The sequence below is a fragment of the Pseudomonas sp. PS01298 genome (assembly GCF_029959745.1).
Classification (GTDB): Bacteria; Pseudomonadota; Gammaproteobacteria; order Pseudomonadales; family Pseudomonadaceae; genus Aquipseudomonas; species Aquipseudomonas aylmerensis.
Map to the genome: position 1 here is coordinate 1 of NZ_JASCPP010000181.1, position 7750 is coordinate 7750.

Below are 7750 nucleotides of genomic sequence, written 5' to 3' on the forward strand. Positions count from 1 at the left end.
GGCTTGCCCCGCGTTGGGCTGCGCAGCAGCCCCATCAAAAACCCATGCGGAGTGTCAGATATACCCCAGCGCGAGGTTTAGGGCGGCTTCGCCGCCCAACGCGGGGCAAGCCCGCTCGCCACAATAAACATGCTCACCACAATAAGCCCGCTCGCCACAACAAGCCCCCCACAACAAGCATGCTCACCACGACAGGCCCGCTCGCCACAGTGACTCGCGCCTGGCCTCAAGGGGTCTTGAGAATATCGCCCGGCACCGGGCGTTCCGCCGACCCCACACCCGGCGAGCGCACCTGGATAATCAGCAATGCGGCAATCACCGCCGGAATCGCGCAGAAGAAAAAAATCTGCTGCACCGGAATCTGCATCGCCAGCAGCATGCTGCCAAACAGCGGCCCGAGGATCGAGCCAAACCGCCCCACACCCAATGCCCAGCCGGTACCCGTGGCGCGTACGTGCGCCGGGTAGAAGTTGCTGGCGAAGGCATTCAGGGTCAGTTGCCCACCGATGATGCAGAACCCGGCCGCGAACACGCAGGCCACCAGGTAGCGCGGATTGTCGTGGTTCAAGCCCAGCAGCACAGTGCACACGGCTGCTGCCGCGAGTACGCCGGACAGCAGCCGGACCTTACTCTTCAACCGGTCGGCAAACCACGCCATGCCAATCGCGCCCAAGGTGCCGGCAAACAGGAACATCGAGGTCACCAGGTTGGCTTGCTTGAGGGCCAGGCCGCTTTCCAGCAACAGCGACGGCAACCAACTGATCATGAAGTACAGCAGGATCAGGCTGACGAAAAAGGTCGCCCAGATCAGTACGGTCGGACGCGCGTAGCCATTGCGAAACAACTCCACCACCGTCAGCTTACTGCCTTGCTCTTGAGCGTTTTCCGCCGCGCTTGCCGGCGGCGCCTGCCAGCCGGGCAGCATGCGCGCGGTGACCTTCTGCAGCCGCGCATACGGCGGCGCATCACGCAGCAGGCGCGGCAGTGATTCCGGCAGCAGCCACATCAGGAAAGGAAACAGCAGCAATGGCGTGACACCGCCCGCCAGGAATACCGCCTGCCAGCCATACCCCTCGATAAAGCCCGCCGCCACAAACCCGCCCGCGGCGCCGCCGAACGAGAAACCGCACGCCGCCAGGGTCACCATCAGGGTGCGCAGGCGCGGCGGCGAATATTCCGACATCAAGGCCATGGCGCTGGGCATCGCCCCGCCCATGCCAATGCCGCAGATAAACCGCGCGGCCATCAGCGTCGTCAACGAGTTGGCGAACACCATCAGTACCGTGAGGCTGGCGTAGATCAGGACGCAGCCAAGCAGGATGCGCCGCACACCAAACCGATCCGCCAGGGGCGTCACCAGCAGCGAGCCGAGGGTCAGGCCCAACAGGTTGGCGCTGAACACCGGGCCGAAGGCGGCTTTTTCCAGGCCCCAATCCTTGGCCAGCGCAGGCACTACATAGCCCAGCACCTGGGCGTCGTAGCCATCGGTCACCAGCAGCAGCGCCAGCAACAGGAGGATCAACCACTGATAGCGCGACACCGGACGGGCGTCGAGTGCCGCGCGAAAGCTGGCAATCTGATTGTGCATCGCAAGGTACCTGTATTGTTTTTATATTCTGGACACGCTGGAGACCCCATGTGGGAGCGGGCTTGCTCGCGAAAGCAGAGTGTCAGTCGTCGACTCTGTGACTGATACAGCGCATTCGCGAGCAAGCCCGCTCTCACAATTGATCGGTGCAAGCCTTCAGATTCACGGGGTGGCAGGGGTATCCGGCTGATTTGCGGGATGAGCCTGAAGAAACGCCGGATGCCCAGCCGCCAACGCCATTACCCGCCCGATACGCGGGTACGCCGTCAACGCCACCTTGAAGCGCTCCGCCGCATACACCTGCGGCAGTAGAAACGCATCCGCCAGCCCCGGCTGCGCGCCAAAGCAATAACCCTCGTCGCCAATCAACTGCTCCACCGCGCCCAGGCCCTGGCTGATCCAGTGCCCGATCCATTCCAGCAACTGCGCCTCGTCATGTCCCCACTGGCGCAGCAGGTTCTGGGTGCTGGAGTTGTGCAGCGGGTGAATGTCACAGGCAATGATCGAAGCGACCGCGCGCTCGTGCGCACGGGTGGCCAGGTCTTCGGACAACAGCGGCACCTGTGGATAACGTTCGTCCAGGTACTCGATGATCGCCTGAGACTGGATCAACAACTCGCCGTCATCTGTGCGCAAGGCCGGCACGCGGCCCTGCGGGTTGATGGCCAGGTACTCCGGCTGGCGATTGGCGCCGCCCGCCGGCACCAGCAGATTCACTGGCAGCGCAGTGAAATCCAGGCCCTTGAGCGCCAGAGCGATGCGCACCCGGTACGACGCGGTGGAGCGGTAGTAGGTATAGAGTTCCATCACCCTGCCCTCCTAGCGCGCGGCGACCACGGTGCCGCGGCATTCGCCGAAGCCAATCGAGGCATGGCCTTCGCGACTGCAACGCGCACGCAGGATGATTTCGTCGCCGTCTTCGAGGAATTTGCGCACCTCGCCGGAGGGCAATTCAATCGGTTTTTTGCCACCTTCGGTCATCTCCAGCAGGCTGCCGAATTGCCCGGCCTGCGGCCCCGACAAGGTGCCTGAACCAAACAGGTCACCGGCCTGCAACTGACAGCCATTGACGCTGTGGTGCGCAACCAACTGCGCCACGGTCCAGTACATATGCAGGCTGTTGCTCAGGGCCAGGCGGTGGGCCGGCAGGTTCTGCTCGCGCATCGACGCGGTGGTGAGCAGCACTTCCAGTTCGATATCAAGGGCCCCGTCCGCCTGGTCGCGCTGATCCAACAGGTACGGCAGCGGTTGCGGGTCGCCTTCGGGACGCGCCGGTTGCGCCTTGCGGAACGGCGCCAGCGCTTCGGCCGTCACCACCCAGGGCGAGATCGTGGTGATAAAGCTTTTCGACAGGAACGGCCCCAACGGCTGGTATTCCCAGGCCTGGATATCCCGCGCCGACCAATCATTGAGCAGGCAGAAACCGGCGATATGCTCGGCCGCATCGCCAATTGCAATCGAGTCGCCCATGGCATTGCCCTGGCCGATCCAGATGCCCAGTTCCAGCTCATAGTCCAGGCGTGCGCAGGGGCCGAAGCTGGGTTCGGTCTGCCCGGCCGGCAGGGTCTGGCCTTTGGGACGACGGACTTCGGCGCCCGAGGTGCGAATGGTCGAGGCGCGTCCGTGATAACCAATCGGCACGTACTTGTAGTTCGGCAGCAGCGGGTTATCCGGGCGGAATAGTTTGCCGACGTTCTGCGCGTGCTCGATGCCGACGTAGAAGTCGGTGTAGTCGTGGATCTTGGCTGGCAGGTGCATCTGGCAATCAGCGGCGCGATGCAACACCTGCGCTTCACGGGTTTGCAGTTTGCTGCCCTCCGCGAGCAGTTCCAGCAGCCGTTCGCGCAACGCCACGCGCGGGCCTCGGCCGAGTTCGAAAAAGGCGTTCAACTGGCCGCCGGCGGTGGCTTCAACTGCACGCCGGGCTTCACCGTCGAACTCGTCCACGGCCGCGTGCAGGTCGAGGATCGCGTCGCCGATCGCCACACCACTGCGCGGTGCCGAGCCGTTGATACTGAACACGCCCAGCGGCAGGTTCTGCAGGGGAAAATCGCGATGACCGTTGGCGGAGGCTACCCAGCTGCGGGTGAGGGTTGATTGCGTCATGGGTTATCTCCGATTCGGGTTGAAGGTGGCAGGCAACGAGGCCCAGCACGCGTCGTAGGAAAGTTGCAACTGCGGGCATTGCAGCGCGAATTGCGTGGGCCGCAGTACCTGGCTGGTCTCGAACATGAAGGCCATGGTGTTGTCGATCTTGTGCGGCGCCAGGTCCACATTGATGGCCTTGGTGCAGGTCTCACCGTCCGGGCCGTGGGCACTCATGCAGCTATGCAGCGAGGCGCCGCCGGGCAGGAAACCTTCGGCCTTGGCATCGTAGGCGCCCTGGATCAGGCCCATGTATTCGTTCATCAGGTTGCGGTGGAACCACGGCGGACGGAAGGTGTTCTCGGCCACCATCCAGCGCGGCGGGAAGATCACGAAGTCGAGGTTGGCCAGCCCGTGGGTGCTGGTGGGCGAGGTCAATACGGTGAAGATCGACGGGTCCGGGTGATCGAAACTCACCGTGCCGATGGTGTTGAAGCGGCGCAGGTCGTACTTGTACGGCACGTTGTTGCCGTGCCAGGCCACCACGTTCAGCGGCGAGTGGTCGAGCTCGCAGGCCCACAGTTCACCGAGGAATTTCTGCACCAGCGTTGTCGGCTGCTTCAGGTCTTCGTAGTGGGCGACGGGGCTGAGGAAGTCGCGTGGGTTGGCCAGGCCGTTGCTGCCGATGGGCCCCAGGTCCGGCAGGCGCAGCGCTGCGCCGTGGTTTTCGGCGACGTAACCGCGCGCTTGCGCATCCAGCAGTTCGACGCGGAATTTAAGGCCGCGCGGCAGCACCACGATTTCCAGCGGCTCGACGTCCAGCACACCGAGTTCGGTGGCGATGCGCAGGCGCCCCTGCTCGGGGACGAGCAACAACTCGCCATCGGCGTTGAAGAACACGCGGTCCATCGAGCGGTTGGCGCGGTAGTGGTAGATGCTGATACCTGAAGGCTTTTCCGAGCCGGCGTTGGCGACCATGCCGACCAGACCGTCGATAAAGTCCGTCGGCTCACTCGGAATATCCAACGGGTTCCAGCGCAGGCGATTGGGCGTCACCGCGCCCAGTGGTCCACCGGCCAATTGCCGCTCCAGCTTGGCGAACGCCGGGTGATTGGCCGACGGCTGGATGCGATACAGCCAGGTGCGGCGGGCTTCGCTGCGCGCCATGGTGAAGGCAGTGCCGGAGAAGAGTTCGGTGTACAGCCCGTAGGGCGCTTTTTGCGGGGAGTTCTGGCCGACCGGCAATGCGCCGGGCAGGGCTTCGCTGGCGAATTCATTGCCGAAGCCCGAGAGGTATTCGAGGTTCATGGATCATCCTCTGACGGAAGTTGTTTTTATCGTAATCCAGTTACGCATAACGTAATTTGATCACTGTCGACCGTCAAGCTATAAAGACGCCCATTCATCTCTCGGATTCTCGCCCCTCCATGGAAAAGCCCCGCGACACCGGTAAACAGAAAGTCCGCTCGGCCGAAGTGGGCACCGATATCCTCAAGGCCCTGGCCGAATTGTCGCCGGCCACCTCGCTGTCACGCCTGGCCGATCATGTGCAAATGCCGGCGAGCAAGGTGCACCGTTACCTGCAGGCGCTGATCGCCTCGGGGTTTGCCGAACAGAACACCGCCACCAACCACTACGGTCTCGGCCGCGAGGCGCTGCGTGTCGGCCTGGCCGCGCTGGGCAGCATGGATGTGTTGAAAGTCGGCGCAATGCCGCTGGCGGAACTGCGCGATGAATTGAATGAAACCTGCTTTTTGGCGGTGTGGGGCAATCAAGGCGCGACCGTCGTGCACATCGAGCCGGCGGTGCGCGCCATCACCGTGGTGACGCAGTTGGGGTCGGTGTTGCCGTTGCTCAGTTCGTCCACCGGGCTGGTATTCAGCGCCTTCCTGCCTTCGCGGGAAACCGTGGAGTTGCGTGAGCGTGAGGTCCAGGCCGGCATCGCCCATGCCCTCGCGGACGATCAGGCCTATGCGCGCACCTGCGAGCAGATCCGCCAGCGCGGCCTGCACTTTGTGCACGGCCTGCTGATGCCGGGGGTGGATGCGTTGTCGGCGCCGGTGTTCAACGCGGTCGGGCAAGTGGCGGCGGTGATGACCGTGGTCGGCCCCACCTCACTGTTTCACGCCGATGAAGATGGCCCGGCGGCCCAGCACTTGCTGGCCGCCACTCGGGCCGTGAGTTGGCGCATGGGCTATCAGCCCTGAGTCAACTCACTCGTGCCATTGGCTCAAGGCCAGCGCCACGCGGTTTTCCACAGCGCGAATAGGCGCGGCGTCACTCACGTAGTTATTGCTGATCATCGAGAACACCAGGCGCCGCCCCTTGGCGTCGGTGATGTAGCCACTCAGCGATGACACGCCGGCCATCGAGCCGGTCTTGGCGTGCAGGTTGTTTTCGGCAACGCTGCCACGCAGGCGATAACGCAGGCTGCCACCGGTCATGCGGTCGGCATTCCCGGCGATCGGCAAGGCGTTGTACCAGGCCTCGAACCACGGCTGTCTGGACGCGGCCAGCAGCAGGTCGGTGAGGGTCTGCGACGACACCAGGTTGCGTCGCGACAAGCCCGAGCCGTCCACCTGGCTCAGCGTCGCCGGGTCCAGCCCCTGGCGCTGCAGAAAGCCCGCCACCGCCGCCACGCCCGCCGCTGCCGTGCCGGCATTGGAGGTCTTGCGGCCCATGGCCTTGAGCAAGGCTTCGGACATATTGTTGTTCGAGAGTTTGAGCAACGGCGTGATCAGGTCCTGCAGCGGTGCCGATTGATGCTCCGCCAACACAGTGGCCGTCGCAGGGCTGCTCCCACCGATCACACGCCGCCCCAGCACCTGGATGCCCTGCTGCGCCAGCGCCTGCTCGAACAGATTGGCCACCAGTTGCGTCGGCTCCCACACACTCACCCACTGCCGGCTCTGCTTGCCCGGCGCCAACGCGCCGCTGAGTTGCAGCAGGTTGGTGCCGTGCTGGCGAGTGATCGCGTAGCTGTTGCCCGCTCCGCTCACCGCACGATTGCTGAGCTGCACATAATCGGTGGCCGGGCTCACCACGACACTCACCGGTTGCCCGACTGCTACCGGCGCGCGGGCGGTAACGAGCAAAGTGCCCGCATCAAAATCGCTGTTGGGCGACACCGTCAGCGCCGAAATCTGTGCGCCGTAGTAGGTGCTTTCGTCATCCTGGGCCCAGTCCACGCCGAGGCGCTCGGCGTCGAACCAGGTGTCGTCGAACACCAAATCGCCCTGCACCTGGCGCACGCCCTGGCTCGCCAGTTGGGCGGCCAGGGCCTGGTAGTCGGCAAACTGCGTGGTCGGGTCGCCCAGGCCACGCAGGTACAGGTTGCCGCTGAGGCGCTCGCCTTGGCGGGTGCCGTTGCTCAAGAGCTGGGTGGAAAAGCGGTACTGCGGGCCGAGCACATCCATCGCCGCAGCAGTGGCCAGCAGCTTGAGGTTGGAGGCCGGGATCAACCGCGTGCGCGGGTTGTGCTGATAGAGGGTGGTGCCACTGCGGGCGTCGCGCACCATCACTGAGACGGTGGCGCCGTTGAGGGCCGGGTCGGCCAGCAGGTGGTCCAGGGTCGCTGGGGTGGAGGTCGGCGAAACACTCGCGCAACCGCCCAGTAAAAAGCTCAAGCCGACCCACAGCGTGCCGGTGTGTAACCATCGTCCAAAGTGCATCAGTATCGTGTTCCGCAAAGCGTCAGGTGGCGGCAACGCTAACAGCTCAAGGTGTTTGTGGCGAGCGGGCTTGCCTCGTTGGGCGGCGAAGCGGCCCCAATAAAGCCACTGCGTTTTTTTCAGGGGTATCGCGGTGCCTGGATTTGGGGCTGCTGCGCAGCCCAACGCGGGGCAAGCCCGCTCACCACAGGAAGCATGTCGGCCCTAAAAAGGTTTGCTTGTCACAGGCAGCATGCTGGCCCCCAAAAAGCTTGCTTGTCCCAGGAAGCACACTGGCCCCCAAAAAGCTTGCTTGTCACAGGAAGCATGCTGGCCCCAAAAAGCTTGCTTGTCACAGGAAGCATGCTGGCTCCCAAAAGCTTGCTTGTCACAGGAAGCATGTTGGCCCCAAAAAGCTTGCTGGGCA

7 protein-coding genes are annotated in these 7750 nt (G+C 63.9%); 1 reads left to right on the top strand and 6 read right to left on the bottom strand.

The features are described 5' to 3' along the window. Positions 1 to 226: 226 nt before the first annotated feature. The 4 genes from QMX97_RS30865 to hmgA all read right to left on the bottom strand — a co-directional run bounded on the left by QMX97_RS30865 (position 227) and on the right by hmgA (position 4981). Complete coding sequence (locus QMX97_RS30865; protein ID WP_282398171.1) at positions 227 to 1588, bottom strand: aromatic acid/H+ symport family MFS transporter; 1362 nt, start codon at positions 1586 to 1588, stop codon at positions 227 to 229. A gap of 162 nt (positions 1589 to 1750) precedes the next feature. Then, positions 1751 to 2395 (bottom strand): maleylacetoacetate isomerase, encoded by a 645-nt coding sequence (gene maiA / locus QMX97_RS30870; protein WP_262132892.1) that lies wholly within the window; start codon positions 2393 to 2395, stop codon positions 1751 to 1753. A 12-nt stretch (positions 2396 to 2407) separates the two neighbouring features. Beyond that, a complete protein-coding gene (fahA, locus tag QMX97_RS30875; protein WP_282398172.1) occupies positions 2408 to 3694 on the bottom strand; it encodes a fumarylacetoacetase in 1287 nt (428 codons plus the stop codon). Positions 3695 to 3697: 3 nt separating this feature from the next. Then, positions 3698 to 4981 carry a homogentisate 1,2-dioxygenase gene (gene hmgA, locus QMX97_RS30880; protein WP_282398173.1) on the bottom strand — a complete coding sequence of 428 codons (1284 nt, stop codon included), beginning with the start codon at positions 4979 to 4981 and terminating at the stop codon, positions 3698 to 3700. Positions 4982 to 5100: 119 nt separating this feature from the next. Between hmgA and QMX97_RS30885 the strand changes: the two genes are divergently transcribed. Continuing rightward, the gene (locus QMX97_RS30885) at positions 5101 to 5880 is read left to right on the top strand and encodes an IclR family transcriptional regulator (RefSeq protein WP_106805085.1); all 780 of its coding nucleotides are present in this window, start codon (positions 5101 to 5103) and stop codon (positions 5878 to 5880) included. 6 nt (positions 5881 to 5886) lie between these two features. Here the strand turns inward: QMX97_RS30885 and dacB are convergent, their stop codons facing one another. Then, a complete protein-coding gene (dacB, locus tag QMX97_RS30890; RefSeq protein WP_282398174.1) occupies positions 5887 to 7344 on the bottom strand; it encodes a D-alanyl-D-alanine carboxypeptidase/D-alanyl-D-alanine-endopeptidase in 1458 nt (485 codons plus the stop codon). 204 nt (positions 7345 to 7548) lie between these two features. Continuing rightward, positions 7549 to 7750, bottom strand: a 202-nt coding sequence (locus QMX97_RS30895; protein WP_282398175.1) for a hypothetical protein, incomplete at its 5' end; no start/stop codon positions are given.